Consider the following 26,135-nt stretch of genomic DNA (forward strand, 5'->3'; position numbering starts at 1 on the left):
GTGTCGGAGGAGACAGGTCCCCACACAGAAAGTGGTCACAGCGTGAGCAGCGAACGCCAAGTCGCGATGGTCAGGGCAGCGCAGGACGGCAACCAGCAGGCGCAGGACGCGCTCGTGGCGGAGTACCTGCCGCTGGTCTACAACATCGTGGGGCGGGCCCTCGGCGGCCACGCGGACGTCGACGACGTGGTGCAGGAGACCATGCTCGGCGTCCTCGGCGGCCTGGACGGGCTGCGCGATCCGTCCCACTTCCGCAGCTGGCTGGTGGCCATCACCATGAACCGGATACGCGGGCACTGGCGTGAGCGCGCCACGGGCGCGATACCGGCCGGTGGCGGTCCGGTGGACGGCTACGACGTCGTGGACCCGGGCGCGGACTTCGTGGACCTGACCATCGTGCGGCTCGGCCTGTCCGGGCAGCGCAGGGAGACCGCCGAGGCCACGCGGTGGCTGGACGAGGACGACCGGGGGCTGCTGTCGCTGTGGTGGCTGGAGTCCGCGGGCGAGCTGACCCGGGCGGAGGTCGCCGCGGCCCTCGACCTGTCCCCGCAGCACGCGGCGGTGCGGGTGCAGCGGATGAAGGCGCAGCTGGAGACGGCGCGGGTGGTGGTCCGCGCCCTCGCCGCCGAGCCCCGCTGCGCGGCGCTCGGGCAGCTGACCGCGGGCTGGGACGGTGTGCCCTCGGCCCTGTGGCGCAAGCGGCTGGCCCGCCATGCGCGCGACTGCGTGGCCTGCTCGGGCCACTGGACGGACCTGGTGCCCGCCGAGCGTCTGCTCGTGGCGCTCGCCCTCGTCCCCGTCGGTGCGGCCCTGTCGCAGCGGGTCCTTGAGCCCGACCTCGGCACGGTCGGCTCGGTCTCGTCCGCCCCCGCCGCCGGTGCGCCGGTGCCCGCGCGGACGCGGGCCCGCCGCGGGCGCGCCCGGCGCCGGCGCCGTACCGCGGGCGTGGCGGCCGCGGTCGTCGCGCTCGTCGCCGGGGGCGCCGCCCTCCACCTGCTGACCGGCCCGGAGACGGACGAGACCGCCCCGGCCACCGCCGCGGCACCGGCCTCCCCCGCCGCGGCCGAGGCCTCCAGGAGCGCGTCCCCCTCCCCGAAGCGTTCCGCCTCCGCGTCGGCCGAGCCCACCCCGAGCAGGACGAAGGCGAAGAAGAAGCCGAAGGCGAAGGCGGAGCCCGAGCCGAAGCGGGAGCCGAGCCCGGTCAAGAGCGCGCCGAAGCCCCGGCCGAAGCCGAAGGCGCCCGGGCCCACCCCTGCGGCCACGCCGAGCGGCACCGCCGCACAGGTCGTCGCCCTGGTCAACGCCGAGCGCGCCAAGGCGGGGTGCGGGCCCGTCCGCTCCAACGGCCGGCTCGCCGCGGCCGCCACCAAACACTCCGCCGACATGGCGGCGCGCGACTACTTCGACCACACGAGCCCGGACGGCACGGGCCCGGGCGACCGCATCACGGCCGCCGGCTACCGCTGGAGCACCTACGGCGAGAACATCGCGCGCGGCCAGCGGACGCCGACCGCCGTGATGGACTCCTGGATGAACAGCGCCGGGCACCGCGCCAACATCCTCAACTGCGACTTCAAGGAGCTGGGCGTGGGCATCCACAACGGCTCGGGCGGGCCTTGGTGGACGCAGGCGTTCGGCACCGCGCTCTGAACCCCCGCCCGGCGGGCGGACGCCCTCAGCCGACGCGCTGCGTGTGGAACTGTTCGAGACGGCGCTGCGCCAGCTGCAGGGTGCCCGGCCGGCGGCCCGGCACCCGGCGGCGCAGGCGGATCAGGTCGGGACCGAGGGCCCGGACGGTCTCGGCGTGGCGCACGCGGTCCCACAGGTGGTGGGCCCGGTCCGCCGCTGCTTCCACCTGCGGGGAGTCGGGGGCCTGCCCGGCGGCGAGGCGGGCCTCGGCCACGGCGAGCCAGATCTCGCAGCTGCGCGCCACGTCACCGGCGAACCGGGCGAGATCCGCACGAACTTCCATCCAATGGATGACCTCGTTCGAGCCCGGTCCGTGCGCGCGCAGTGCGGTCTGCTCCCAGGAGGCGGCGAGGGCCGCCGCCTCCTCGTGCCGGCCCGCCTCGACGGCGGCGGTGATCGCGGCGTGCGGATCGGCGGGCCCGGCGTCCGGCTCGGGCCCGCCCGCCGGGGCGGCCGGCTCCGGCGCGGGGCTCATGGTGATCCTCTGGTGGGCGGCGGGCGGTGCCAGGCGGGGCTCCCCGGCGACCACGAGGTCCTGCGCGCCCTCGGCGAGGGACTGGGCGAGTGCCTGCTCGTGCAGGTGCGGGAGTGGAGGCCGGTGGCCGCTGCGCAGCACGGTGGCGAGCGCCTTCATGTAGGCGGGGGCCGCCGGCGCGCGCCGCTTGGCGGGCGGGGCGATACGGCCGTACAGCGCGACGCCGGCTCCCGCGTCGAGCGGGTGCTCGTGCAGGGCCTGCCAGCTCTCGGGGTCGGTGTGCAGGTCGACGACGAGGGTGGTGCTGCCCGCGGGGCGCAGCCGGAGTTCCTGGGTGAACCAGTGCCAGGGGAATCCGGTGTAGCGCATGGTCGCCGGGGTGGTGCGGGCGAGCGCCAGGTGCAGGTGGCGCTGGCGCCGGTCGAGATGGACCTGCCCGACCAGGTAGATCATCAACGGCCCCGGCGCCATGGCGGCGGCCCGCAGCCGCGTCAGGACCGACTGCGGGTCCAGCGGGTCGGCCAGTTCCACCACGCTCGCGGGGTCGGTCCCGGCGAGCGCCGCGGGCGACACCGCCGCGAGTACGGGAAGTACGGAGGCCGCGTCGACGAGCCGGCTCTTGCTGACGGGGGCCGCCGCGATGAGCAGCGCAGTACCTGGCATCGGCCCCTCCCTATCGATCACCACGTCAGCACCGTATCCGCTGCTTGCGCCGGGCACGACAAGCAGGCGGTGATCCGTTCGAATTGCCCGGGCGGCCCCGGCGTACGGCGAGGGGGGCCGCCGCCGTCATCGGCGGGTCAGGACCGGGCGCCGACCACCCGGACCGCAACTACACTGAGTAGTAAACCACTTGAACTGTGCTCCATCGTTCGATCCGCTCAAACTACCGGCCGGACAAGGGTACGAACGGCGCTGAGCGGGAAAGATGAGCATAGGACTTCGGTACCGCCCTGGAATCCGGCGGCGTCCGATGCCGCTTCGCATCAGCCGCACCACCCTTCCATTGATTACTTTCAGTGAAGGAGGCAGGACACTGCTGGACTGGGAAACGGGCACCGCCGACTTCACCTTCGGCCTGAACCATCGCATGGTGAACGGCACGGATGTCCTTGCGTTCTGGGGTGAACTCGACGCCTGGGCCGACCAGGAGCTCACCCCTCGTGTGACGGCCCTGCTCGACCGAGCCGGTCGGCAAGTCGTCGCGGACCTGCGGAAGGTGACGTTCCTCGACGCCGGCGGCCTGCGGCTGCTGGTACGGATCCGGCAGCAGGTGGCCTCGGCACAGGGCACGCTGTGGCTCGTGCCGGGCAGCGCCCGCAACTGGCGCGTGCTGCGCATCACCCGCCTCGACCGGAGCTTCACGATCCCGGCCGGCGCCCCGTACACCAACAGGCGACCGGGCGCGCGGAGCGTCCACCACTGATGTGCCCCCGCCGGTCGGGGGGCACATCATGACTGTTCGGATCGCATAAGGAGAGGCCCTCGGGGCATGGGGAAGCCATGCATCTGCCTTCGGTGACAGCACACGGAAAGGGCCGGGCCCGACGGGCGGCCAAGGGGACGGCCATCGCCTCGATCGCCCGCGCCGGATTCATCGGCCGCGGAGTGATCTACCTCCTCATCGGCACGCTGGCCCTGCGGATCGCCTTCTCCGACGGCGGGAGCCGGCAGGCGGACCGCGGTGGCGCCGTGGCGGAGCTCGCGGACCGGCCGTTCGGCAACATCCTGCTGTGGCTGCTCGGCATCGCCCTGGCCGGAATGGCCCTGTGGCGGCTCTCGGAGGCCTTCTTCGGACAGGCCGGGCCGGACGGCGACAAGCCGAGCAAGCGGGCGATGTCCGCCGCGCGGTGCCTCTTCTACATCTTCGTCGCGTACTCCGTCCTCGCCTACGCGACCGGCGACGAGGGCAGTGGCAGCGGTTCGAGCGACCAGCAGACCAAGGACGTGACGGCCAAGGCCTTCGACTGGCCCGGCGGGCGGTGGATCGTCGCCGCGGCGGGCGCCGCCGTGCTCGTGGCGGGGCTCTGGATCGCCGGCCGCGCGCTGATGCGCAAGTTCCACAAGCGGCTGCGTCTGTCCGAGATGTCGCACCGGGTGCGCCAGGCCGTGGACATCCTCGGTGTGTTCGGCGGCGTGTCCAGGGGCGTCGTCTTCGCGGTGGCCGGTGGGTTTGCCGTCGCCGCCGGTGTGCGGCACAAGTCCGGCGAGGCCAAGGGCATGGACAACACCCTGCGCTCCTTCGCCGACACCGGCTTCGGGCCGTGGCTGCTCGCGATCATCGCCTTCGGGCTCGCCGCCTTCGGCCTCTTCTCCTTCGCGAACGCGCGCTGGCGCAAGCTCTGACCCGGCGCCCCCCACACCCACTCACCCGCCCACCCGCTCACGGACTCATCCGCTCGCCCCGTCACCTCGTGACTCCGTCGCCTTCGAGGCCGGACCGGCGTTCGCACCGCGCAGCAACCAGACCTCACGACGAGGGACCTGGGCGCGGGGCGGACGCCGGTCGTCGTCTTTTGTCACCCCGATGCCAACACGTCTCACCCCGACACGCATCCCCGCCTGTAGTGGACGCCGCCGATCCTGCAATACGTTGCCCGGGCCCCGGCACCTCGCTCCCCCCTCGGAGGAGAACGTCCATGCGGATGCCCGCTCAGCATCGCCCCGTCGCCGCCCTCGCCGCCGTCGGCGCGGTCGCCGTACTCGGCCTCGGCGCGGGACCGGCCGCCGCCGAGACCCCGAAGCCGCTGCGCTATGTCGCCCTCGGCGACAGCTACAGCGCGGGCTCGGGCGTTCTGCCCCTCGACCCGGGAGCGCCGCTCGTCTGCGCCCGTACGTCGAAGAACTACCCGCACCTCCTGGCCGCCTCCCTCGGCGCGAAACTGACGGACGTGACCTGTGGCGGAGCCCAGACCAAGGACTTCACGTCCTCCCAACACCCGGGCGTGCCGCCGCAGTTCGACGCGCTGAAGGGCGACACACAGCTGGTGACGCTCACCATCGGCGGCAACGACGAGAACACGTTCATCAACGCCGTCCTCGCCTGCGGTACCGCCGGGGTCCTCTCCGGCGGCAAGGGCAGCCCCTGCAAGGACACGTACGGCACCACCTTCAAGGACCGGATCGAGTCCACGACGTACCCGGCCATCAAGGCCTCCCTCCAGCGGATCAAGGCCAGATCACCGAAGGCGCGGGTCGCGATCCTCGGCTACCCCTGGATCACTCCCGCCAAGGCCGTCCCCGGCTGCTTCCTCAAGATGTCCCTGGCCGAGGGCGATGTGCCCTACCTCCGCGACACGCAGGCCCACTTGAACGCCGCCGCCCGGCGCGCCGCCGCGGCGACCGGCACGACGTACGTCGACATGGACGCCGCCTCCGACGCCCATGACGCCTGCCGCCCGGCGAAGGAGCGGTGGATCGAACCGGTGCTCTTCGGCACGAACTTCGTCCCCGTGCACCCCAACGCCGCCGGCGAGGCCGGGATGGCCCAGCAGGCGGCGAAAGCACTGAAACTGTCCTGACCGCCCAGGGACCGCGCCCCGCGCACCGTCCGACGGCGCGGGGCTGCGATCCTGGCCCGGTGACCGGAATCAAGTGGCCCACCAGCAAGAACCGCCGCACGCGGACCGCACGCGCCGGCGTCGGGGGCGCGCTGCTCCTCGTGCTTCTCGGCCCCCTCGCCACCGCCTGTTCGCCGGCCCCCAGCTCCCCCGCCGGTGACGCCGTCCGGCGCCCGCCCGTCGACGCGGCGTTCGACTACCAACTGGGCGGCGCCTACCGGCCCCCGGCGAAGGTGCGGGCCCTCACGCGCGATCGCGCCGCCGATCCCGCCCCCGGCCGGTACAACATCTGCTACGTCAACGCCTTCCAGGCCCAGCCCGGCAGGAAGGCCGCGCGCTGGTGGCAGGGCGAGCACCCCGAGCTGCTCCTGCGCGACGGCGACGGGCGCCTGGTCGTCGACGAGGACTGGCACGAGCCCCTGCTCGACATCTCCACCCCCGCCAAGCGCTCCGCCCTGCTCGATGTCGTCGGGAAGTGGATCGAGGGCTGCTCCGAGGCCGGTTTCGACGCCGTGGAGCCCGACAACCTCGACTCCTACGAGCGCTCCAAGGGGCTGCTCACCGTGGATGACGCGGTGGCCTTCGCCCGGCTCCTGGCCCGCCGCGCCCATGACGAGGGCCTGGCCATCGCCCAGAAGAACACCACCGACCTCCTGACGCGGCGGCGCGCCATCGGCTTCGACTTCGCCGTGACCGAGGAGTGCGCCCGCTACCGGGAGTGCCCCGCGTTCGAGGCGGCGTACGACGGCAGGGTCTTCGACATCGAGTACGAGCAGAAGGACTTCGACGCCGCCTGCCGCTCCTGGGGCGCGAAACTGTCGGTGACCTTGCGCGACCGCGACGTCCTGCCCGAGGGCGAGGACGGGCACGTGTACCGGCACTGCTGACGGCGCGGGCGTCCCGGCAGGTCAGCCTTGCCGCCCGGGCGGCGGAGGGGGCTTCGGGGCGCCGCGCGGAGGAGCGATCTTGCCGTACGTCACCGCGGGACCGCCGGTGTCCGTGGCCCCGGCGGCCGGGCCCTTGTCCGGTGGCAGCAGGGCGTCGCGGTGGGCGCCCGGGTCCCAGCCGGTCTCCACCACCCGCTTCTGGACGACGATCGCGCCGAGCAGGACGACCGCGCCGATCAGCAGCATCAGGAGGGCCCCGCCCGGCTCCCCCGCCTTGGCCGCGTACCCCACGAGCGTGCCGAACCAACCGAAGTCCGCGTCCCCGAACGTGGTGTTCTCCTCGCCGAAGGCACCGAGGACCTTCAGGAGCAGCGCCGGCAGGAAGGTGATGAGGACGCCGTTGACGAAGGCGCCGAGGGCCGCGCCGCGCCGGCCGCCGGTCGCGTTGCCGTAGACGCCGGCCGCGCCGCCCGTGAAGAAGTGCGGGACCAGACCGGGCAGGACCAGGGCGAGACCGAAGGCGGGGTGGAGGATCCAGGCGAGCAGTCCGAGGCTCACGAGGCCGCCCGTGAAGCTGGAGAGGAAACCGACGAGGACGGCGTTCGGGGCGTAGGGGAAGACGATGGGCGCGTCGAGCGAGGGCACGGCGCCGGGCACCAGCTTGCGCGCGATGCCCTGGAAGGCGGGGACGAGTTCGCCGAGGATCGTCCGGACGCCGAAGAGGATCACGGCGACCGCGATGCCGAACTGGAGCCCCTGCATGACGGACCGCATGACGTAGTCGCCGACGCCGGCCGCACCCGCCGCGCCGTCCTCGCCGAAGGCCTTGAAGGCGGCCGTCCTGCCGACCTTGCCGAGGAAGACGAGGGAGGTGACGAGGTGGATCAGGACCATGGACAGGGCGGTCGCCACCATCGAGTCGCGCAGAAAGCGCAGCCCTTCGGGGAGGTCCATCTCCTCGGTGGAGCGGCTGCGGCCTCCCACCAGCCGGCCCGTGGCGCCCGCCGCGATGTAACCGGCGGTGCCGAAGTGGCCGATCGCCACACTGTCGTTGCCGGTGACCCGCTTGGTCCAGGGGTGCGCGAAGGCCGGCAGTGCCACCAGCAGGATTCCGAGCAGGACACCGCCGACGACGACCACGACCCACGTGGCCTGGCCCCCGATGGCGAGCACCATCGTCAGCAGGGTCGCCATGAACAGCATGTGATGGCCGGTCAGGAACACATACCGCAGGGGCGTGAAGCGGGCCAGGAGCAGGCTGACGGCGAACCCGAGGATCATCAGCCAGGCGACGCGGGCGCCGTACCGCTCCTGGGCGATGCCGACGATCGCCTCGTTGGTGGGGATCACGCCGTGCGCCCCGGTGGCACCCTGGATCATTCTGCCGAGCGGGGCGAGGGCGTCGACGACGAGGGTGGCGCCGGCCCCGATCAGCAGGAAGCCCAGCGTCGCCTTGATGGCGCCGCCCACGATCTGCCCGGCGGACTTCCGCAGGGCGAGCAGCCCGGCGGCGGTGATGAGCCCGATGAGGTAGGCGGGTCGGCTGAGGATCTCGTCGACCAGGAACTGTGCGATCGTCACGAACCGGTCCATGGTGTGTTCCCTCTCCTTGCCGCTGCCGGGGCCGTCAGACGTCGTACGTGTCGCGCAGGACGCGGTCGGCCTCCGCCGCGCTGGTGAAGTCCTCCACGACCTTCACCGGCACGCCGACGTCGCCGAGTGTCCCGGCGATCTCCCGCGAGGTGAGGACGGCGACGGCCTCGTGCGCCTTGCCCTTGGCGGAGATGGTGTCGGTCGCCTCGACCGTGACGTACCCGCTCCAGCCCCAGCGCTCCAGGACGACTTCCAGGGTCTGTTTGAGGAACAGGCTCGTGCCGACGCCGTTGCCGCACACGGTCAGGATCTTGTGCGAGGCGCCCCTGTCGCCGCGTACCTCCGGACGCGCCTCCTCGGGCGCGTCCGCCAGGAGGGCGTGCACCGCTCGCGGGGTCGGCGCCTCGCGCAGGACGCGGGCGGTGTCGGGGTCGGCGAGGAGCCGGGCGAGCGCGCCCATGGCGGCGGTGTGCTCGCCGGCGTCCTTCGCGGCGAGACCGACGACCAGTTCGACGGGGTCGTTGGTCTCGTGGCCGAACTCCACGGGTGCCGCGAGGCGCACCCAGGACATGCCGGTGGCGTGGACGGCGGGCGAGGGCCTGGCGTGGGCCAGGGCGAGACCGGGGGCGACGACGAGGTACGGGCCGTTCCGCTCGACGTTCTCGATCATCTCGACGGTGTACGCGTCCGCCGCGGCGCCCGTCGCGACCAACAGGTCACCGGCGCGCCGGACGGCTTCGCGCCAGTCGGCCGCCGGCGCGTCGAGGAGGACGGCTGCCACGGGGAGGATCTCGTTCAGCGCTGCCATGCACATGATTCTCACCGACGGGCGCGTGGCACCGCTGAGTCCCGCCTACTGCTGAGTCCCGCCTACTGCCGCGACGCGCCGCCCGGGTGCGGCGCGCCAGGAGGGGCGCACAACGCCCGGAAGGAGTGACGCGACCGGGTGGATGGCCCCTGCGGTGATACGGGCCCGGCTCCGGGAGGAAGGCCTGGTGCTGCCGCTGTGCGGCCACGACAGATGCCCGGCCCGACGCCGGGTACCGCCATGAAGGGAGACACCTCGATGGCATCAGCACCGGTCCGCCCCGCGCGCCGCAACCGCGTCGCCGCGACCGTTCTCACCCTGACCGCCACGGCGGCCCTCGCCGCCGGCTGTTCCGCCCTGGACGGCGACTCCTCCCCCGCGGGTGGCCCCGCCCCGGCGGGCAGCGGTGCCCCGGCGCCCGAGCGGGTGCCGCCGGCCCAGAGCCTTTCCCCCTTCACCGGGCAGGCGGCACGACAGGGCCCGGTGCTCGCGGTGAAGTTCGACAACGCGAGCGAGGCACGTCCGCACACCGGCATCGGGGACGCGGACATCGTCTACGTGGAGAAGGTCGAGGGCGGGATGAGCCGCCTGATGGGCGTGTACTCCGGCAAGCTGCCGAAAGCGGCGGGGCCGGTGCGCAGCGCCCGCGAGTCCGACATCGAACTCCTGCGCCAGTTCGGCCGGCCGGCCCTCGCGTACTCCGGGGTGCGCAGCGCGCTCCTCAAGACGCTCCAGGATTCCCCCGTCCACGCCCGCACGCACACCGATGTCCCCGAGGCGTACTTCCGGCAGTCCGGCCGGCCCGCCCCGCACGACCTCTTCGTCCGTCCCAAGGCGCTGCTGCGCTCGATGCCGAAGGCCGACCGGCCCGCCGACATCGGCTTCCGCTTCGGTCCCGCCCCGGCGGGCGGCACCCCCATGGCGCGGATGGCGGTCGACTACGACCTGGCCTCGCACACCTTCGACTGGTCGGCCGATGAAGGCCGCTGGCTGGCGTCCTTCGACGGTGCGCCGGCGCGCAGCACCTCCGGGGCGCGGCTGGGCGCACGCACCGTCGTGATCCAGTACGTGACGATGCGGTCCTCGCGCTACAAGGACTACACGGGCGCGGTGACGCCGTACATCGAGACGGTCGGCGGCGGGGAGGCGCTCGTCCTACGGGACGGGAAGAGCTACCCCACCCGGTGGGCGCGGCCCTCGGCCACCGCCGGCACGACGTTCACGCTGCCCGACGGCCGGCGGATGCCCTTCGCCCCCGGTCAGGTCTGGATCGTCTACGCGGACCGCAGCTGATCAGGGGCGGCCCCGGTCGGGTTCGAGCACCGGGGCGTGCTTCCCGGTGGCGCGTACGGTCAGGCGCTTGCCGCCCGCCGGGTCCGTGATCACGTGGCACCGCGTGCTCCCGGTGGCGCCGCCGATCCCGCGCAGCTGCCAGCGCTGTGTCCCGCCGGGCGCCCCGACGCTCTCGACGACGAGGCCGGTTTCGGTGGCGGTGAGGTGCTTGCTGCTGTGGACGCCGGTCAGCCGGGTAGTGGCGTCCTTGCGGGGCACGGCCGCGTCCTCGGCGACGCCCGAGACCCCGGTGACGACGAAGGAGGTCACCGATTCCGCGGGCACGGTGAAGGTGGCCTTCCGGCCGGTGACGCCGATGGCGGGGTGCCGTTCGAGCTTGCCTTCGGCGCTGGTCACCACCGGTGTGACGGTGGCGCCGCGGCTGACGCGGGCGAACTTCGACAGGTCGACGGTGACGGTCCGTTCGGCGGTGGTGCTGTTGACGCGGACGACGGTCGCCCCTCGGCCGTTCGCGGCGACGGCGGCGGCGCTCGAGGTGTCGTCGACCTTGATGAGGCGGTCGCCGGGCTTGATGTAGTGCGTGAAGTTGCGGGCGGTGTCGAACTTGGTGTTCGTGCGGATGGGGCAGGTGTCGAGGGTGTCCTCGGCGGTGCAGCTGAACGGGAGCTGGATGCTGCCCCAGTTACCGCCCTTGGCGGACTCGCCGCCCGGCTTCATGTTGTCGTAGTCCTCCACCGGCTGCCAGAACACCCAGGCACGGGGCTCCAGTTCGCGCAGGTCGTCGACCATGTGCTGGGCGAGGCCGAGGCCCGGGGACATGTCCGCGAAGTCCTGGCCGTCCCCCCAGTCGCCCTCGACCTCGCTCATCCACAGCGGCTTGCCGGCCGCCTTCGCCAGGTCCCGTACCGTCGTACGGCCGGCGGTGCCGTAGGTGTGGACGTTCATCCGGTCGACCAGGGCGCGGACCTCAGCGGGGTAGCTGTGCCAGTTGCGCGCGAACACCTCGGGGTTGGTCTCGTCCATCGCGGATATCTTGGCGCGGGTCCCGGACGCGCGCAGGGCCGGTGCCAGGGCCCGGATGACACGCTGCTGGAGCTCGGGGCCCATGTGGGCGCCTTCCTGGCGGCCGCCGACGGGTTCGCCGTCGCTGCCGAGGCGGGTGCTCCAGTAGGTGGTGTTCGGTTCGTTGAACGGGTCGAGGGTGTCGACCTTGATGCCGTGCTCCTTCTCCAGCCGCCTGGTCGCGCCCGCCAGGTAGGCGGCGAAATCGTCGGCCGATTCGGCCTTCAGCTGGTCCTGGGCGGCGTCGAAGCCGCCGGAGACGTAGCCGCTCCTGGTCATGAACCAGGGCGGGGAGTTGCTGAACGTCTCCCAGTGGTCGATGTCGTTCTTGATCCTGTCGACCCACCAGCGCTGGGTGGCGTCGGCGCGGGGGTTCCAGTTCGCCGGGTCCTTCGCGTCCCACCAGCCGGTGTCCTCGCGGGTGGTGCCCTCGGGGGCCCGCCACCAGCCCTCGACCGCTCCCCCGGCGCGGAGGTAGTCCTTGACGTCCGGGGCGTTGCCGCCGCCGATGTTGTAGCGGGCGATGTTCAGGGCGAGTCCGTCGTCGTCGAAGAGGAGGCGCGCCAGCTTCTGGCGTATCTCCTCGGGGTAGCCGCCCGTGGCGTTGGCGAACCAGGCGAGGCTGGTGCCCCACCCCTCGAACTTCTCCTGCCGGTAGGAGGGGTCGGGCCGGACGGTGACGGCGGCGGTGGCGGCGACGGCCGCGGGCTGCGGGACGGTGATCAGTGCGGCCCCGGTGGCGAGGGCGGTGATGCCGACGGCTGCGACGAGGCGTCGTGTGCGGGTACGGCGTGCCAACGTGTGCTCCCAACTCGTGTGCGGTCGCGGTGCGGTGGCGCTGTGGGCGGGGATCGGGTGCGGGTCAGGGGGCGGGCTGCCGCAGGACGGCGACGCCCCTGGGGGGAAGGACGAGGTCGCCGCCCTCGCCGGGGCCGGTCAGCGGTTCGCCGGTCAGGCCGGGCAGGGGCACCGGTTCGTCGGTCCGGTTGACGAGGAACAGGTAGCGGCCGTCCTCGCCACGGCGTACGGCGAGTTCGGCGCGTCCGCGTGCGGCGGCGGGCAGTTCGCTGTCCACGCCGGCGGCGTCGAGCAGCCGCGGCAGCAGCGCGGTCAGGCCCTCGGCGCCGAGCCGGGTGGAGACGTACGCGGCCGAGCCTGCGCCCGAGGCCCTGCGGGTGACGGCGGGGCGGCCCGCGTACGCGCCGGTGCGGTAGGTGGCCAGGACCTCCACGCCGGGGGCGGCGACGGTGATCCGGTCGGTCCACACCGTGCCCGTCGTGGCGTCGTCCAGCTCGACGCTGTCGTCGGCCAGCAGCGGCCCGAACTCCTCGACCCGGATGCCAAGGAGCTCCCGCAGGGCACCGGGGTGGCCGCCGAGCCAGATGTGGTCGTTCTCGTCGACGATTCCGGAGAAGTACGTGGTGACCAGGTGGCCGCCGCTCTCGACATAGCCCGTGAGGTCCTTGGCGAGCGCCTCGGGGACCAGGTGGAGGACGGGCGCGATCAGCAGGTCGTAGGTGTCGAGGTCGGCCCGCGTGGTGACGACGTCGGCGCGGATGCCGAGGGCGAGCAGCGCGGAGTACCAGTCGAGGGCCTCCTGGCGGTAGTCGAGGAGTGTGGTGGGGTGGGAGTCCTGTTCGCTCGCCCACCACGACTCCCAGTCGAAGAGGACGGCGACCCGGGCGGGCTCCCGCGTGCTGCCCGCGACGGGGGCCAGCGCGCCGAGCGTCCGCCCGAGGTCGCGCACGGCGCGGAAGACCTCGCTGTCCGCCCCGGCGTGCGGGACCATCGCGGAGTGGTACTTCTCGGCGCCCGCCGCCGACTGGCGCCACTGGAAGAAGCAGACGGCGTCGGCGCCGTGGGCGACGTGCAGCAGTGAATCGCGGGCGAGGTCGCCGGGGCGCTTGGCGAGGTTGACGGGCTGCCAGTTGACGGCGCTGGTGGAGTGCTCCATGAGGAACCACGGGCGGTGGCCCGCGATGCCGCTGGTGAGGTTGGCCGAGAAGGACAGCTCGTCCCGCGCCTGGGGGCCGGGGCTCACGTAGTGGTCGTTGGAGACGAAGTCGGTCTCGTCCGCCCAGTCGGCGTAGTTCATGCCCTTCGTGCCGCCCATCACCATGAAGTTGGTGGTGACGGGCACGTCCGGGGTGAGATCGCGCAGGATGTCGCGCTCGGCGCGCAGATACTCCTTCAGCGCGTCGGAGGAGAACCGCTTGAAGTCCAGCTGCTGGGTGGGGTTGGGGTGGGAGGCGGCGAGACGGGGCGGCAGGATCTGCTCCCAGTCGCCGTAGCGCTGGGACCAGAAGGCGGTGCCCCAGGCGTGGTTGAGGGCGTCGAGGGTGCGGTAGCGCTCGCGCAGCCAGACGCGGAAGGCGCGGGCCGCGTCGTCGGAGTAGTCGTAGACGTTGTGGCAGCCCAGCTCGTTGGAGATGTGCCAGGCCACCAGGGCGGGGTGGCCGGCGTAGCGGTCGGCCATCGCGCGCACCAGCCGCAGGGCGTGGCTCCTGAAGACGGGTGAGGTGGGCCGCCAGTGCTGGCGGGCGCCGGGCCACAGGGTCTCGCCGGACGCGGTCACGGGCAGGATCTCGGGGTGTGCCGTGGTCAGCCAGGGCGGCGGTGAGGCGGTCGCGGTGGCCAGGTCGACGGCGATGCCGCCCGCGTGCAGCAGGTCCATGACGTGGTCGAGCCAGGCGAAGTCCCAGGTGTCCTCGGCGGGTTGGAGGCGGGCCCAGGAGAAGATGCCGAGGGAGACGATGTTCACGCCGGCCTCGCGCATCAGCCGCACGTCCTCCGCCCAGACCTCGCGCGGCCACTGCTCGGGGTTGTAGTCCGCGCCGTAGGCGAGGCGGGGGCGGGGGCCGTCGCCGTCCGCTCCGTCCAGGAGCCGGAGCGGGAGGGGGGAGATCATGGTGGTCCTTCCGGTGCGCCGCCGGCGAGCGGCGCACGGGTGCGGGGATGCGGGAGGGGGATGAGCCCGTGCGGGGCGGCCGGGGCCGTCGGCTGCTTCTGTTACTTCCGTACGGTGAAGCCCTGCTCGGTTCCGTACCTGGCCGAGGCGTCCTGCCAGGACCTGAGTCCCTTGGCCAGCGGCGTGCCCGAGACGTAGGCCTTCCCGGCGGTGTCGTTGAAGATCGAGTTGGCGTAGACCTGGTACGGCAGGTACTCCCAGTCGGCCGGGACGTCCGCCGCGGACTCGGCGAAGATCTTGTTGGCCCGCTGGCCGCCGAAGTAGGGGAATCTCGTGTCCTGGAACTCCTTGGACCGGAGGTCCTTGGTGGTCGCGGGGAAGGCGCCGCCCGCGACGCGGGTCCGCACACCCGCGCCGGAGTTGGCGTACTCGACGAAGGCGTAGGCCAGTTCCTTGTCCTCGCCGAGTGTGGGCAGGGCCAGCGAGCTGCCGCCGTTCTCGGCGCTCGCCCCGGCGCCCTTGGTCCACTGGGGCAGGGGCGCCACGCGCCAGTCGCCGGCCGCGCCCTTCACGCCCGAGGCGAAGTTGGCGGGCATCCAGGCGCCGATGGGCAGGGTGGCGATGGTGCCGTCGCCGAGGCCCTTGTACCAGTCGTCGCTCCATCCCGCGACGGGCGCCAGAAGCTTCTCGTCGATGAGCTTCTGCCAGGTGCCGGTGTACTTCTTCGCCCCCGCGTCGGTGAAGTCGATGCCGACCTCGGTGCCGTCGACGTCGTAGGGGTGCGAACCGGCCTGCCACAGCAGGCTGGTGGTCAGCCCGGCGTCCCCGACGTCACCGGTGATGAACGCCTTGGGGTTCGCCTCGTGCAGCTTGCGGGCCGCCTCGACGTACTCGTCCCAGGTCGTGGGCACGGCGATCTCGTACTTGTCGAAGACCTTCTTGTTGTAGAAGAGCGCCATGGGCCCGGAGTCCATGGGGAGGCCGTGGATCCCCTCGTCGTTCTTCACGGCGTTCCACGGCCCCGGCGAGTAGCTGCCGGCGAGCTTGCCTGCGCCGAAGGGGGTGAGGTCGGTGACGGACTTCGTCAGGGCGTACTCGCCGAGCGCGTAGTACTCGATCTGCGCGACGTCGGGGACGCCCTTCTTCGCGGAGATGGCGTTCTGCAGCGCCTTGTACTGGTCGTTGTTGGTGCCCGCGTTGACCAGTTCGACGTCGACCTTCGGGTACTTCTCCTCGAAGTCGGCGGCGACCTGCTTCAGGGTGGGCTCCCACGCCCAGACGGTGACGGTGCCGCCCTTCTTCAGCGCGGCCCGGATGTCGGCCGGGCCGACCCGCTCCTGCGTGGAGTTGCCGTCGTCGGAGCCGCCGCAGGCGCTCGCCCCGAGGACGAGGGCGCAGACGATACCGGTGCCGCGCAGCAGGCGGCGGGGACGCTTGGGCATGGCGATGCTTCCACTTCTCGTGTTCTCGTGGTGGTGCTCGGGGACGGGGTGCGACATTCCGTGCGTGGGCTGTCGTGCCCGGGCTGCCGTACGGCGGGCGGGGGTCGAGCTCACTCCTTGACGCTTCCGGCGGAGAGGCCGGACCGCCAGTACTTCTGGAGCAGCAGGAAGGCCGCGATCAGCGGCACGATGGTCAGCAGGGAGCCGGTGACGACGAGGTTGAAGACGGCTTCGCCGCCGGCCGTGGACGCCTGCTTGTTCCACGCGTCGAGGCCGAGGGTCAGCGGGTACCAGTCCGGGTCCTTCAGCATGATCAGCGGCAGGAAGTAGTTGTTCCAGGTCGCGACCGTGGTGAACAGGAGCACGGTGACGGTGCCGGGCGCCAGCAGCGGCAGGGCGACCTGGAAGAAGGTGCGCAGCTCGCCCGCGCCGTCCACGCGGGCGGCCTCCATCAGCTCGGTGGGGATCGCCTCGCTCGCGAACACCCACATCAGGTACAGGCCGAACGGCGAGATCAGGGAGGGGACGATGATCGCCCAGGGGGTGTCGGTCAGACCCAGTTCGCTGAACATCAGGAAGGTGGGGACGGCGAGTGCCGTGGTGGGCACCGCGACCGCCCCGATGACGACCGCGAACACGCCCCGCTTGCCGGGGAAGTCGAACTTGGCGAGGGCGTAGCCGCCGAGGACCGCGAGGAGGGTGGCGCCGCCCGCGCCCACCACCACGTACAGCAGGGTGTTGAGGAGCCAGCGGACGAACACGCCGTCCTGGTAGGCGAACGTCTCGGTGATGTTGTCCCAGAGCGCGAACTCCCCGTCGAACCAGAGCCCGAACGAGTCGGCCAGGCCCGCTTGCGTCTTCGTGGCGCTCAGCAGCAGCCACACGAGCGGTGCCAGGCTGTAGAGCAGGACCACGCCGGTGACGACGGTCAGCGTGACACTGCGCCTCGGCCGGCGCCTCGTCACGCGGCGGCTCGGGGCGCGCAGCCGGGGGACGGCGGCGGGCGGCCGGGTGGCGGGGCGGGGGGCGGTGGTGGCGTCGGTCATCGGGCTCACGCTCCCTTGCGCATGCCGCGCAGCTGGACGACGTAGGCGACGACCATGGTGATCAGGCCCATGACGATGGCGACCGTCGCGGAGTAGTTGTGCTGCCGGCCGGAGAAGGACAGCGAGTACGTGTAGTAGTTCGGGGTGTAGTCGGTGGTGATGGCGTTGGGCGCCAGCTTCTGGAGGATCGCGGGTTCGTTGAAGAGCTGGAAGCTGCCGATGACCGAGAAGATGGTCGCGATGACGAGGGCGCCCCGGATGGCGGGGAGTTTGATCGCCGCGATGACGCGCCACTGGCCGGCGCCGTCGATCTGCGCGGCCTCGTAGAGGGAGTGCGGGATCACGCGGAGCGCCGCGTAGAAGATCAGCATGTTGTAGCCGACGAACTCCCAGGTGACGATGTTGCCGATCGAGGCGAGCACCAGGTCCGGGGAGAGGGGGTCGGGCAGCGACACGCCGAGGGCGTCGTTGATGTCGCCGACGAGCCCGAAGCGGGTGCCGTACAGGAAGCCCCACATCAGCGAGGCCACCACGGCGGGCACCGCGTACGGCAAAAAGACCGCGATCCGGAAGAAGTCCTTGCCGTAGAGGCGGCCGCTGTCCACGGCGAGGGCCACGAGCAGGGCGATGCCGAGCATGATCGGCACCTGGACCGCGAGGAACAGCGAGACGCGGCCGAGAGACGCCCAGAACTGCTCGTCCTTGAGCGCCTGCTCGTAGTTGTCGAACCCCACGAACGTGGTGCCGCCGATGAGTTGCTCACGGAACAGGCTGAGGTGGACGGAGTAGGCGAGGGGCGCGAGGAAGACGAGGGCGAAGACCGTCACGAACGGGCCGATGAACCCCCACCCCGCCCAGGAGCGGCCGGCGCGGCGGGGCCGCCGCGAGGGAGGCCGGATGGATCTCCGCCCTGTGGCCGTCGTCGGGTGCAGCGTCGTCATGTCACGTTCCTCGCTCGTCCCGCGCGGAACCGGCGTGTGCCGCTCCGTGCCGCCGATGTTTGCGTAAACATAGGCCGCGTGTTTACGCAAACATCACGCTCCGCCGTGCAGGGCGCGGTGTTATGTTTACGTAAACATTCGGTGGCGGCATGTCTACACTGCCCCGATGACGGGGGTCAAGGGTCGTTCGGCGGACCGACGGCTCACCTGGTGAGGGAGAGCGTGGAAGCAAGGGACGGCGTGGCAGCGGAGGACGGCGTGGGGACGAGGGGCAGGGTCCCGGCGAGGGAGGCGGGCAGCGGCCCGTCGGAGCGGGGAGCAGGGGCGCGGGCAGGCCGTCGGCCCCGGGCCGGGGGGCAGCCCCAGCGTGCCTCCATGGCGGATGTCGCCCGCCTCGCCGGCGTGTCCTCCCAGACGGTGTCCCGGGTCTCCAACGGCTACGCCGGCGTGACGGAGGAGACCCGCCTGGAGGTGCTCGCCGCCATGAAGGAGCTGGGCTACCGGCCCAACAGCGCCGCCCGCGCCCTCAAACGCGGTGAGTTCCGCACCATCGGCGTCATCACCTTCACCCTCTCCACCACGGGCAACGTCCGCACGCTGGAGGCGATCGCCACGTCCGCGGCCCAGGAGGGGTACGCCGTCACGCTGCTGCCGGTCGCCGTGCCCACGCAGGACGAGGTGCGCGGCGCCTTCTCCCGGCTCGGCGAACTGGCCGTCGACGCGGTGATCGTCATCATGGAGGTGCATCTGCTGGACGCGGCGACGCTCTCCCTGCCGCCCCACGTCCAGGTCGTCGTGGCGGACTCGGACGCGGGCGACCGCTACACCGTGGTCGACACCGACCAGAGCGGCGGCACCCGGGCCGCCGTACGGCACTTGCTCGACCTCGGCCATCGCACGGTGTGGCATCTGGCGGGGCCCGCGGAGTCGTTCGCCGCCCAGCGCCGCGCCGACGCCTGGCGTGCGGCGCTCGTCGAGGAGGGGCGCTTCGTGCCGCCGCCGGTGCGGGGCGACTGGTCGGCGGAGTCGGGCTACCGGGCCGGTCTCGAACTCGCCCCGCGGGACGACTGCACGGCGGTGTTCGCCGCCAACGACCAGATGGCGCTCGGTCTGTTGCGGGCCCTGCACGAGCGGGGCCGCGAAGTACCGCGGGACGTCAGCGTGATCGGCTTCGACGACATCCCCGAGTCGGGTTCCTTCCTGCCCCCGCTGACGACGGTGCACCAGGACTTCGCGGAGGTCGGGCGGCGCTGTGTCGAGGGGGTGCTGCGGCAGGTCCGGCAGGGCGCCGCCGAGCGCGGTACGACGCTGGTGCCGACGCGGCTCGTCCTGCGCGACAGCACGGCGCCGCCACCGTCGCGGTAGCGCCCGGAGCGGGGCCATGGGCCCGACGGCTCCACGGGCACCGGGCCGGACCCTCAGCCCCGTACCGCTCGCAGGTACGCCTCGATCGCCGGGCGCGGTGCGCGGCCGAGCAGGGTGCGCAGGTCGTTGCGGGCGACCGACGTACCGTCCAGGAAGCCGCCCGCGATGGCCGAGTAGGTGCTCATGAGCATCGGCACTTGGAAGGGCAGGGCCTGGCCCGCCTCGATGAGGGCGGCGCGGGTCGCGGCGAGGGAGCCCGGTTCGTACGAGCCGCCGAGCGCGGCCGCGAGATCGGCGCCGCCCAGGGTCTCTTCGCCGACCAGCTCATAGGTGCGGCCCGCGTGCGCGGCCGGCGCCGTCGCCACCCGGACGGCCACCTCCGCGAGGTCCTCGCGGGCCACGGCGGCGAGGCGGCCGACGCCCAGCGGCGCGGCGATCGTGCCGTCGGGGCCCGGCGCGGCGATGGCGGCGAGGAACTCCGCGTACAGGCCGTTGCGCAGCACGGTCCACGCCGACGAGGAGGCGCGGAGCCTGCGTTCGGTCCACCGGTGAGCCGGCGCGTAGGTGAGGTGGTCGCCGTCGCCGCTGAGGCTGGTGTACACGAGGTGGCGCACGCCCGCCTTCTCCGCGGCGGATATCGCGGCGTCGTGGCGGGCGGTGACCACGTCGTCCTCGGCGGCGCCCGCGGAGATCAGCAGGAGGGTGTCGACGCCGGTGAAGTCCAGCGAGGCGGCGTCGTCGAAGTCGACGCGGCGCTCGCCGGGCGCCGGGCGGCGCGTGCCGATGACGACGTCGTCGCGGCCGGTGAGGCGGGCGGTGACGAGCTTGCCGAGGGCGCCCGTGGCGCCGGTGATCATGAGCATGGGATGGTTCCCCCCGTGGTGAGCGGTTCTCTACGTGACGCCGCCGGTCAGCGGTTTCGGGACCATCATCGGCAGCGGCGACCGCGCCGCGTAAGGAGGCACTTGGATGTCAGCAGGGCACACCGCGGTAACCACCCCCGCGGCCGGGGACCCGGTGATCAGCTGTGAGACGCCGCAGGACGAGTGCGGGGTCAGGGACGTCCTCGACCGGCTCGGCGACAAGTGGTCCGTGTACGTGGTGGTGGAACTCGCCGCGGGTGTCCTGCGGTTCAAGGAGTTGCAGCGCAGGATCCACGGCGGCATCTCGCAGCGCATGCTCACCGTCACGGTGCGCCGCCTGGAGCGGGACGGGCTGGTGAGACGGACGGTGTATCCGACGATCCCGCCCCAGGTCGAGTACGAGCTGACGGAGATGGGCCACAGCTTCACGCACCTCGTCAAGGCGCTCGCCGACTGGTCGATCGGCCACCGGCCCGCCATCGCCGCGGCCCGCGCCTCGTACGACGCCTCACCACAGCAGCAGCGCGAGCGCCGGCAGCAGCCCTGACGGGGCCGACAAGCGCCGAGCGGGCCGGCCGGGGCGCCCCGTGAGGGATGCCCCGGCCGGCCCGCCCGGTGGTTACGGCCGTGTCACCTGCCGACGGACTCGAGCTCCCGTTCGTCCCGCGCGTCGGGCGTCATCGTGTCGCCGAGGGACTTGTGCAGCTTCTCGCCCTCCACGTCCACGTTCGGCAGCGCCTTGTCCAGCCAGCGCGGCAGCCACCACGCGGCCTTGCCGAGCAGCGCGAGCACGGCGGGCACGATCGCCATGCGGACGACGAACGCGTCGAAGAGGACGGCCACGGCCAGTCCGAAGCCCATCATCTTGATCATGTCGTCGTTCTCCATGATGAAGCCGGAGAAGACGCTGATCATGATGATCGCGGCCGCGGCCACGACCCGTCCGCCGTGGGTGAAGCCGGTGACGATCGACTCACCGGGGCGCGCCCCGTGGACGTACGCCTCGCGCATCCGCGTCACGAGGAACACCTCGTAGTCCATGGCGAGACCGAAGACCACGCCGATCATGAAGATCGGCATCATGCTCATGATCGGGCCCGGCTGGTCGACGCCCACGACGTCCGCGAGCCAGCCCCACTGGAAGACGGCGACGACGGCGCCGAGCGCGGCGGCCACCGAGAGCAGGAAGCCGAGCGCCGCCTTGAGCGGGACGAGGATCGAGCGGAAGACCAGCATCAGGAGCAGGAACGCGAGGCCGACGACCAGGCCCAGGTAGGGCAGCAGCGCGTCGTCCAGGGTCTGCGAGAAGTCGATGGTCATCGCGGTCTGGCCGGTGACCAGGATCTCGGAGCCGGTGTCGGCGCCGATGCCCTCGGCGCTGGAGCGGATCGACTTGACCAGTTCCTCGGTCTTGTGGTCGCTCGGTCCGCTCCCGGGGACGACGCTCAGGATGGCGGTGTCGTCGGCCTTGTTGGGCGTGGGAGGCGTCACGGTGACGACGCCGTCGACCTTGGCGAGCTTCTCGCCGACGGTCTTCGCGGCGGCCGCGACCCCGGAGTCCTTGCTGACGGTGACCATCAGCGGGCCGTTGAAGCCGGCGCCGAAGGACTCGGACAGCATGTCGTACGCCTTGCGCTGGGTGGTGTCCGGCGCCGCCGTGCCCTCGTCGGGCAGGCCGAGTTCGAGGCTGGTGGCCGGGATCGCCATCGCGCCGAGGCCGACGACCGCGACGAGCAGGACGGCGAGCGGGCGGCGCAGCACGAAGCGCGCCCAGCGGGTGCCGAGCTTGGGCTTGGCGTTCGGGTCCTGAAGCTCGCTCGTGGACTTCTTGCGGTCCTTGCGGCGCAGCACCTTGCGGCCGGCGAAGCCGAGCAGCGCGGGGATCAGGGTGAGCGCGATGAGGACGGCGACCACCACGGTCCCGGCGGCGGCCAGGCCCATCTTGGTGAGGATCGGGATGTTGACGACCGCGAGGCCGGAGAGGGCGACGACGACGGTGAGCCCGGCGAACACCACGGCGGAACCTGCGGTTCCGGTGGCGCGGCCCGCCGCGTCCTCCGGGGTGCGGCCCTCGGCTATCTCGGCCCGGAAGCGGGAGACGATGAACAGGGCGTAGTCGATGCCGACGGCGAGGCCGATCATCGTCGCCAGGGTGGAGGTCGTGGCGGACAGGTCGAGGGTGCTGCCCAGCGCCCCGATGGCGCTGACGCCGATCATGACGCCGATGACGGCGGTGAGCAGCGGCATGCCCGCGGCGACCAGCGAGCCGAAGGTGAGGATCAGGACGACGGCGGAGATGGCGATGCCGATGAGTTCGGCGCTGCCGCCCATGTCCTGCTCGGCCATGACGGCGTCGCCGCCGGCCTCGACGGTCAGACCCGCGTGCCGGGTCGTGTCGGTGGCCTTGGTCAGGGCGTCCCGCGACTTGTCCGTCAGTTCGGTGGCGGCCACCTTGTACGTCACGGAGGTGTAGGCGGTGGTGCCGTCCTTGCTGACGGTCTTCGCCTTGTACGGATCGTCGACGCCGGCTACCTGCGAGCCCTCGCCGATCGCCGCGACCATCTTCTTGACCTCGGCCTTGGAGTCGGCCGAGGTGATCTTCTCGCCCTTGGGGGCCCGTATGACGACGCGTGCGCTGGCGCCGTCGGCGCTGGCGTCCGGGAAGCGCTTCTCCAGGAGGTCGAAGGCCTTCTGCGACTCCGTTCCCGGCATGGAGAAGGAGTCCTCCGGCGGGGCCGGGGCGGTCGAGGCAGCGACGCCCGCACCGACGAGGAGCGCCACCCAGAGCAGCGCCACGTAACGGCGTCGCCGGAAGGCGAGGCGGCCTAGTTTGTACAGGAACGTAGCCACGGCGAAAGGGACCCCCGTCGGGTTGGAGCTGGCAGGAGCCGGCCCTCCGTCGGTGCGGTCGGCGCACGTCGGGCGGGTCGGCGGGATTGCTCTCCATACTCGCCGCCGACGGCGGCGCGGGAGTCCGACTGCGAGCCCGACTATCGGCCCACGGGCGGTGTACTGCGTGCGGTGGAGTCTCATCCCCTGGGAGGAGAGGCGCGGTCCCGGTCTAGTTCACAGGGTGCAGTCACGTGTCAATACTCTCGTCGGCCATTGGCGCGGAACGATCGGTTCCTCCTGCCTGTGATCCCTCGCTGCCTGTAGTCCCTCGCTGCCTGTGGTCCCTCGGTGATGCACCTCCTGAGGTCTCGCTGGTGCCGCGTCCCGGAATTGTGCGCGGGACGGTAGGGCGGAGGTCCTAGGTCCGATGGCCGGTGCGGGCAACGCCGGGGGGCCGTGGTCCGGGCGCGGCCGCCCCCGCCACACTTGCCCCATGGACACCGAACAGACCGATGCCTACCTGCGGCGGATCGGCGCCGCCCGCCCGGCCGCCCCCACCGCCCGGGCCCTCGGCGAGCTGCACCTCGCGCATCTGCGCAGCGTCCCCTTCGAGAACCTCTCGGTCCACCTCGGCGAGGAGATCGAACTGACCGCCGAGGCCCTGGTGGCGAAGGTCGTGCGGGAGCGCCGCGGCGGCTTCTGCTACGAACTCAACGGCGCCTTCGGGGCCCTTCTGACGGCCCTCGGCTTCGACGTGACACCGCTGCAGGCCCGGGTGTACGACGAGGAGGGACGGCTCGGCATCCCCTTCGACCACCTGGCGCTCCTGGTGCGTACGCGGGACGGCGGCCAGTGGCTCGCGGACATCGGGTTCGGCGCCCAGAGCCATCTGCCGCTGGCTTACGGGGAGCGGGGCGAGCAGAAGGACCCCGGCGGCACGTTCCGTCTCGTGGAGAGCGCGGAGGGCGACCTGGACGTCCTCAAGGACGGAAAACCGCAGTACCTGCTGGACCCGCGCCCGCGCACCCTGGCGGACTTCACGGGCGGCGCCTGGTACCACCGCACCTCCCCCGCCTCCCACTTCACCCGCTCCCTGGTCTGCTCGATCATCGACGGGGACAGCCGGATCACGCTCAGCGGCCGCTCCCTGACCACCACCCGCGACGGCGAACGGACGGTCACCGAGCTGGCCTCGGAGGCGGAGGTCCTCGCGGCGTACGAGCGGTACTTCGGCATCCGTCTGGAGCGGGAGCCGCGCGTGCGCGCATCCCGGTGACCGAGTGGCGATGAGTTCCGGGCGCTGCGACGGTCCCCATAGAGACAGTTCGCCCGGCAGGTGCGGGCGGGACCGGCGCGTACGCGACAGGAGAGTGCCATGCCCAGGATCACCCCCAACCTCTGGTTCGACACGCAGGGCGAGGAGGCCGCGAACTTCTACGTCTCGGTCTTCCCGAACTCCGCGATCAAGAACATCTCGTACTACGGAGAAGGCGCCCCGCGCCCGGCGGGCACCGTCTTGACGGTGGACTTCGAGCTGGACGGCAAGCCGTTCACCGCCCTCAACGGCGGCCCGGAGTTCACCTTCAGCGAGGCCGTCTCCCTCTCCGTCGACTGCGCCGACCAGGAGGAGGTCGACCACTACTGGGCGAAGCTGTCCGAGGGCGGCGAGGAGGGTCCCTGCGGCTGGCTCAAGGACAAGTACGGCCTGTCCTGGCAGGTCGTGCCCACCATCCTCACCGAACTGGTCACCGGCCCGGACCCGGAACGCGCCCAGCGCGCCATGCAGGCCATGTTCGGCATGAAGAAGCTCGACGTGGCGGCGCTCCGGGCGGCGGCCGACGGCTGAAACGCGGGAGTGCGAGGCGCGGGTGTGAGGCGCCAGGTGTGGGGCGCGAAGCGTGAGACGGGAGGGGCGAGGCGCCAGGCGTGAGGTGCGAGGCCGGATTGGCGCACGATCGCGGTGGGTGATTGGCCCGCTCACGGCCGTCGCCCCCGGCCTACCTTCGACGCGTCACACCAGGGCCGGCCCGTCGGGCCGCCGACTCGGGGAGCGTCGTGTCGATCCGTGTTCTTCCGCCGCCGGGGGCGCCGCGCGCCCTCGCGGCCGCGCAGCTGAGCAATTCCGTCGGCGACGGCGCGTACTACGTGTCGTCGGCGCTCTACTTCACCCGGGTCGTCGGCCTCTCCCCCACCCAGATCGGCCTCGGCCTGACGGTCGCGTGGGCGATCGGGTCGGTGGCCGGGGTGCCGCTGGGCGCGCTCGCCGACCGGCGGGGGCCGCGCGGGACGTCGGTGCTGCTCGCCCTGGCCACGGCGGCGGCGGTGGGGGCCTTCCTCTTCGTCCGCTCCTTCCCGCTGTTCGTCGTGGCGGCCGTGGTGTACGCGGTCGCGCAGTGCGGTCTGGCGGCGGCCCGGCAGGCGCTGCTCGCCGGGCTCGTACCGGCCCCGGAGCGCACGGCGGTGCTGGCCCACCTCCAGTCGACGCTCAACGCCGGTCTCGCCCTCGGGGCGGCCATCGGCGGGCTGGCCCTGCGCCATGACACCGCCGAGGCCTACCGCGCGGTCCTCGCACTCGACGTGGCGGGTTTCCTGCTCTGCGGGGCCGTGCTGCTACGGCTTCCCGCGCTGCCGCGGACCCCGGCCGCGGCCGTGGGCGGGCCGAGGCTCGCCGTTCTGCGCGATCGGCCCTACGCGGTGGTGGCCCTCCTCAACGCGGTGCTGCTGCTGCGGATGCCGCTGCTCAGCCTCGCGATCCCGCTGTGGACGGTGGAGCGCACCGCCGCCCCGGGGTGGCTGGTCTCGGCGCTGTTCGTCCTCAACACCCTGGCGGTGATGGCCTTCCAGGTGCGCATGGCCGGGGGCGTCACCGGTCCGGCGACGGCCGTCCGCGCGGTGCGGCGCTCCGGGCTCGTCATGTTCGCCTCGTGCGCGGTCTTCGCGGGGTCGGCGGCGGGGTTCTCGCCGTGGGCGGCGGCCGCCGTCCTGGTCGTCGGCGCGGTGCTCCAGGTGATCGCCGAGATGCAGCAGTCGGCCGGGTCGTGGCAGATCGGCTTCGCGCTGGCGCCCGCGCGGCACGTGGGCCAGTACCAGGGCTTCTTCGGCACGGGCGTCCCGGTCGCCCGCACCGCGGGACCGCTCCTGCTGACGTGGCTCCTGGTGACGTGGGGCGTGCCGGGGTGGCTGGTGCTCGGCGCGGTCTTCCTCGCGGCGTCCCTGCTGATGGGGCCCGCGGTGCGGTGGGCCCGGCGGGCGGGGGCGACCGCGCGGGAGCCGGGCCACACGGCACCGGCCGAGGGGCCTGCCGTCGCGGTCGGCTGAGGGGGTCGCACGGGGGCCGGGGGCCGTACGGGAGGCGGGCCCCTCGCCGGGTG

General features: G+C 72.5%; 21 protein-coding genes. 11 read left to right on the plus strand and 10 right to left on the minus strand.

The genetic code is table 11. The annotated features are described in order from the left end of the window. The first annotated feature begins 42 nt into the window (after nucleotides 1-42). A complete protein-coding gene (locus ACZ516_RS12145; protein WP_469009911.1) occupies nucleotides 43-1,650 on the plus strand; it encodes a sigma-70 family RNA polymerase sigma factor in 1,608 nt (535 codons plus the stop codon). A 25-nt stretch (nucleotides 1,651-1,675) separates the two neighbouring features. Here ACZ516_RS12145 and ACZ516_RS12150 read toward each other — a convergent pair whose 3' ends face one another. Then, nucleotides 1,676-2,827 carry a hypothetical protein gene (locus ACZ516_RS12150; protein ID WP_469009912.1) on the minus strand — a complete coding sequence of 384 codons (1,152 nt, stop codon included), beginning with the start codon at nucleotides 2,825-2,827 and terminating at the stop codon, nucleotides 1,676-1,678. A gap of 310 nt (nucleotides 2,828-3,137) precedes the next feature. Here ACZ516_RS12150 and ACZ516_RS12155 point away from each other — a divergent pair, with 310 nt between their 5' ends. The 4 genes from ACZ516_RS12155 (at nucleotide 3,138) to ACZ516_RS12170 (ending at nucleotide 6,611) form a co-directional block, all read left to right on the plus strand. Continuing rightward, nucleotides 3,138-3,590, plus strand: a complete 453-nt coding sequence (locus ACZ516_RS12155) for an STAS domain-containing protein (RefSeq protein WP_469009913.1) — start codon at nucleotides 3,138-3,140, stop codon at nucleotides 3,588-3,590. 77 nt (nucleotides 3,591-3,667) lie between these two features. Then, nucleotides 3,668-4,510, plus strand: a complete 843-nt coding sequence (locus ACZ516_RS12160) for a DUF1206 domain-containing protein (protein WP_358584589.1) — start codon at nucleotides 3,668-3,670, stop codon at nucleotides 4,508-4,510. Nucleotides 4,511-4,803: 293 nt separating this feature from the next. Beyond that, nucleotides 4,804-5,685 (plus strand): SGNH/GDSL hydrolase family protein, encoded by an 882-nt coding sequence (locus ACZ516_RS12165; protein ID WP_469009915.1) that lies wholly within the window; start codon nucleotides 4,804-4,806, stop codon nucleotides 5,683-5,685. Between the two features lie 68 nt (nucleotides 5,686-5,753). Beyond that, nucleotides 5,754-6,611, plus strand: coding sequence for an endo alpha-1,4 polygalactosaminidase (locus ACZ516_RS12170; protein ID WP_469010461.1), 858 nt, complete (start codon nucleotides 5,754-5,756; stop codon nucleotides 6,609-6,611). Between the two features lie 21 nt (nucleotides 6,612-6,632). On the opposite strand, the gene ACZ516_RS12175 is transcribed toward ACZ516_RS12170, so the two are convergent. Together ACZ516_RS12175 and ACZ516_RS12180 are read right to left on the minus strand one after the other, a co-directional pair. Next, the gene (locus tag ACZ516_RS12175; protein WP_469009916.1) at nucleotides 6,633-8,204 is read right to left on the minus strand and encodes a PTS ascorbate transporter subunit IIC; all 1,572 of its coding nucleotides are present in this window, start codon (nucleotides 8,202-8,204) and stop codon (nucleotides 6,633-6,635) included. A gap of 34 nt (nucleotides 8,205-8,238) precedes the next feature. Further along, a complete protein-coding gene (locus ACZ516_RS12180) occupies nucleotides 8,239-9,012 on the minus strand; it encodes a PTS sugar transporter subunit IIAB (RefSeq protein ID WP_469009917.1) in 774 nt (257 codons plus the stop codon). Between the two features lie 258 nt (nucleotides 9,013-9,270). On the opposite strand from ACZ516_RS12180, the gene ACZ516_RS12185 reads away from it, so the two are divergent. Continuing rightward, entirely contained in the window at nucleotides 9,271-10,305 is a 1,035-nt protein-coding gene (locus ACZ516_RS12185; RefSeq protein ID WP_361085209.1) for a DUF3048 domain-containing protein, read from the plus strand. Here the strand turns inward: ACZ516_RS12185 and ACZ516_RS12190 are convergent, their stop codons facing one another. From ACZ516_RS12190 to ACZ516_RS12210, 5 genes are all read right to left on the minus strand, one after another. Beyond that, on the minus strand, nucleotides 10,306-12,165 hold the full coding sequence (locus ACZ516_RS12190) for a glycoside hydrolase family 30 protein (RefSeq protein ID WP_469009919.1): 1,860 nt from the start codon (nucleotides 12,163-12,165) through the stop codon (nucleotides 10,306-10,308). A gap of 64 nt (nucleotides 12,166-12,229) precedes the next feature. Next, entirely contained in the window at nucleotides 12,230-14,275 is a 2,046-nt protein-coding gene (locus ACZ516_RS12195) for a beta-galactosidase (RefSeq protein WP_469009920.1), read from the minus strand. Nucleotides 14,276-14,376: 101 nt separating this feature from the next. Further along, nucleotides 14,377-15,717 carry an ABC transporter substrate-binding protein gene (locus ACZ516_RS12200; protein WP_469009922.1) on the minus strand — a complete coding sequence of 447 codons (1,341 nt, stop codon included), beginning with the start codon at nucleotides 15,715-15,717 and terminating at the stop codon, nucleotides 14,377-14,379. Between the two features lie 110 nt (nucleotides 15,718-15,827). Continuing rightward, nucleotides 15,828-16,763 carry a carbohydrate ABC transporter permease gene (locus ACZ516_RS12205; protein ID WP_469009923.1) on the minus strand — a complete coding sequence of 312 codons (936 nt, stop codon included), beginning with the start codon at nucleotides 16,761-16,763 and terminating at the stop codon, nucleotides 15,828-15,830. 5 nt (nucleotides 16,764-16,768) lie between these two features. Continuing rightward, complete coding sequence (locus tag ACZ516_RS12210) at nucleotides 16,769-17,704, minus strand: carbohydrate ABC transporter permease (protein ID WP_469009924.1); 936 nt, start codon at nucleotides 17,702-17,704, stop codon at nucleotides 16,769-16,771. Nucleotides 17,705-18,079: 375 nt separating this feature from the next. Between ACZ516_RS12210 and ACZ516_RS12215 the strand changes: the two genes are divergently transcribed. Further along, nucleotides 18,080-19,069, plus strand: coding sequence for a LacI family DNA-binding transcriptional regulator (locus ACZ516_RS12215; RefSeq protein WP_361085227.1), 990 nt, complete (start codon nucleotides 18,080-18,082; stop codon nucleotides 19,067-19,069). Between the two features lie 53 nt (nucleotides 19,070-19,122). Here ACZ516_RS12215 and ACZ516_RS12220 read toward each other — a convergent pair whose 3' ends face one another. Continuing rightward, nucleotides 19,123-19,932, minus strand: coding sequence for an NAD(P)H-binding protein (locus ACZ516_RS12220; protein WP_469009926.1), 810 nt, complete (start codon nucleotides 19,930-19,932; stop codon nucleotides 19,123-19,125). Between the two features lie 106 nt (nucleotides 19,933-20,038). Here ACZ516_RS12220 and ACZ516_RS12225 point away from each other — a divergent pair, with 106 nt between their 5' ends. Next, a complete protein-coding gene (locus ACZ516_RS12225; RefSeq protein WP_358584612.1) occupies nucleotides 20,039-20,479 on the plus strand; it encodes a winged helix-turn-helix transcriptional regulator in 441 nt (146 codons plus the stop codon). An 83-nt stretch (nucleotides 20,480-20,562) separates the two neighbouring features. Here the strand turns inward: ACZ516_RS12225 and ACZ516_RS12230 are convergent, their stop codons facing one another. Further along, the gene (locus ACZ516_RS12230) at nucleotides 20,563-22,782 is read right to left on the minus strand and encodes an MMPL family transporter (protein WP_469009927.1); all 2,220 of its coding nucleotides are present in this window, start codon (nucleotides 22,780-22,782) and stop codon (nucleotides 20,563-20,565) included. Between the two features lie 475 nt (nucleotides 22,783-23,257). Between ACZ516_RS12230 and ACZ516_RS12235 the strand changes: the two genes are divergently transcribed. The 3 genes from ACZ516_RS12235 (at nucleotide 23,258) to ACZ516_RS12245 (ending at nucleotide 26,082) form a co-directional block, all read left to right on the plus strand. Further along, a complete protein-coding gene (locus tag ACZ516_RS12235) occupies nucleotides 23,258-24,040 on the plus strand; it encodes an arylamine N-acetyltransferase family protein (RefSeq protein WP_469009928.1) in 783 nt (260 codons plus the stop codon). Between the two features lie 99 nt (nucleotides 24,041-24,139). Then, complete coding sequence (locus ACZ516_RS12240) at nucleotides 24,140-24,610, plus strand: VOC family protein (protein ID WP_358699471.1); 471 nt, start codon at nucleotides 24,140-24,142, stop codon at nucleotides 24,608-24,610. A 209-nt stretch (nucleotides 24,611-24,819) separates the two neighbouring features. Then, nucleotides 24,820-26,082, plus strand: a complete 1,263-nt coding sequence (locus ACZ516_RS12245) for an MFS transporter (RefSeq protein ID WP_469009929.1) — start codon at nucleotides 24,820-24,822, stop codon at nucleotides 26,080-26,082. Nucleotides 26,083-26,135: the final 53 nt, after the last annotated feature.

The sequence above is a fragment of the Streptomyces sp. NPDC034037 genome, from assembly GCF_055575715.1.